This is a genomic window from Enterobacter sp. SECR19-1250 (assembly GCF_013391025.1).
GTDB lineage: Bacteria > Pseudomonadota > Gammaproteobacteria > Enterobacterales > Enterobacteriaceae > Enterobacter > Enterobacter cloacae.
The window spans coordinates 1-1,773 of the sequence record NZ_JACASJ010000241.1 but is presented as its reverse complement, the minus strand read 5'-3'; the positions used below and the strand labels follow the sequence as shown (position 1 = coordinate 1,773).

The 1,773-nt window shown below is 47.4% G+C and carries 3 protein-coding genes; 1 reads left to right on the top strand and 2 read right to left on the bottom strand.

Annotation, left to right across the window (positions count from 1 at the left end; all coding sequences use genetic code 11):
* Window positions 1-125: 125 nt before the first annotated feature.
* Window positions 126-509: a fluoride efflux transporter CrcB gene (crcB, locus tag HX884_RS26285; protein ID WP_029882131.1), complete on the top strand. Its 384-nt coding sequence runs from the start codon at window positions 126-128 to the stop codon at window positions 507-509.
* Window positions 510-728: 219 nt separating this feature from the next.
* Here the strand turns inward: crcB and cspE are convergent, their stop codons facing one another.
* Together cspE and pagP are read right to left on the bottom strand one after the other, a co-directional pair.
* The gene (cspE, locus tag HX884_RS26280) at window positions 729-938 is read right to left on the bottom strand and encodes a transcription antiterminator/RNA stability regulator CspE (protein WP_002439184.1); all 210 of its coding nucleotides are present in this window, start codon (window positions 936-938) and stop codon (window positions 729-731) included.
* A 190-nt stretch (window positions 939-1,128) separates the two neighbouring features.
* Entirely contained in the window at window positions 1,129-1,704 is a 576-nt protein-coding gene (gene pagP / locus HX884_RS26275) for a lipid IV(A) palmitoyltransferase PagP (protein ID WP_342453537.1), read from the bottom strand.
* Window positions 1,705-1,773: the final 69 nt, after the last annotated feature.

The following is a 1,773-nucleotide window of genomic DNA, read 5'->3' as shown; positions in this document are numbered from 1 at the left end:
CTGATCGCCAGATCACGCTATTTAAATTCTGGAATTAGCTGCGGAATGACGGATACATATTTGTCCCCTGATTATAAACAGCGTTAAACTCGCCACTCTTACACATCAAATAGCAGGTATTTACAGTGTTACAACTCCTTTTAGCTGTTTTTATTGGTGGGGGGACGGGGAGCGTTGCGCGGTGGTTCCTGAGTATGCGGTTTAATCCACTGCATCAGGCGATTCCAATGGGAACACTGGCCGCAAACCTGATTGGTGCGTTTATCATTGGCATGGGTCTGGCCTGGTTTAACCGTATGACGCACATCGATCCCATGTGGAAGGTATTGATTACCACCGGGTTCTGCGGCGGTTTAACCACCTTCTCCACCTTTTCTGCGGAAACGGTGTTTTTGTTTCAGGAAGGCCGTATCGGCTGGGCGTTGCTGAACGTTGCGATAAATATGCTCGGCTCTTTTGCGATGACCGGGATCGCATTCTGGCTATTTTCTTCCGCCAGCCCCCACTAACTGCCGAAGCGTTAATGTTGGCTTAATTTTTCTCTGTCACTCTGGTGCCAATACAGAACGAGGGTGACAGAATGAAAGAGAGTTTGATGAGCGCAGGCGTGGTGTTGTTGAGCGTGCTGATCGTTGCCAGCTTCCTGAAGATGTATCTGCTTGGCTGATGCAAAACGAAAAAAACCCGCTCAGTGAGCGGGTTTTGAAATTCTTGCTGACGCGTCTGAATTACAGAGCGATTACGTTAGCAGCAGAAGGGCCTTTGGCACCGTTAGTGATTTCGAACTCTACACGCTGACCTTCAGCCAGAGTTTTGAAACCATTAGACTGGATTGCAGAGAAGTGTACGAACACGTCTTTGCTGCCATCTTCAGGAGTAATGAAACCGAATCCTTTGGACTCATTAAACCACTTAACGTTACCTTTAATCTTAGACATCAAAATTACCTTTACATTAAAAAACGACACAAATGCTGTGTCGGTTACCAGTACAACAATTGTGGGACCTTTTGTCCAGCGGATCTTTGATAAAAAGTGACTAAAGTCGCGTTAATTTTCGCTGGCGGATTTTTATCCCATATGAATCAACGACTGCGCATTTTTTCACCGCTTTGTCAGCTTTTTTCAGTTAAAACTGAAAACGCATCCAGGCGAAGTAAACGTTACCGTTGTTGTACGTACCGGGAATGTAGGTCATCTGGAACGTTGCAGGGCCATAACCAATTGAGGCCAGCGGCAGCAGAACCGGAATGGGGATATAGTTCCAGTTGTCGCGTGCAGTCACCCCGGCGGTATAGCCCAGGCCAACGTGGAAGTTGTCGTCAGCTAACGGACGCCAGGTTTTCTCCCAGCCATAGCCACCAATCGGTTCCCATTTGTTAAAGGAGTCTTTAAAGGCCATCAGATAAATACCGTGCCAGTTGCCCTTTTCGTCCCAGCGCGACTGACCAAAACCTGCCCCCCACGGGCGCTCGTTATATTTATCGGTCTTTTCTTTGTCGTAGGCAAAGCGTGCATGCCAGGTGATGGCCGGCACGTAGAGATCATAGTGCTCTGGCGCATTCCAGGTCTGCGAAACATTATCCGTTAAGGTGGAGAACCAGCCCTTATCCGTCGCGTTCTCTTCAGCCTGTGCCACAGAAGAGAGCGTTAACTGTGCAAAAATAAACAGAAAAATGAAGAAAAATTTATTACGTACGATCACAATGCAATTACCATTCTTAGGGAAGGTGCGAATAAGCAGGTCATTTCTTCCCAAGCTGACTCGCTGATT

Excerpts from the sequence above, each read along its gene's own strand:
- cspE (WP_002439184.1), bottom strand. The coding sequence starts at position 938 with ATGTCTAAGATTAAAGGTAACGTTAAGTGGTTTAATGAGTCCAAAGGA.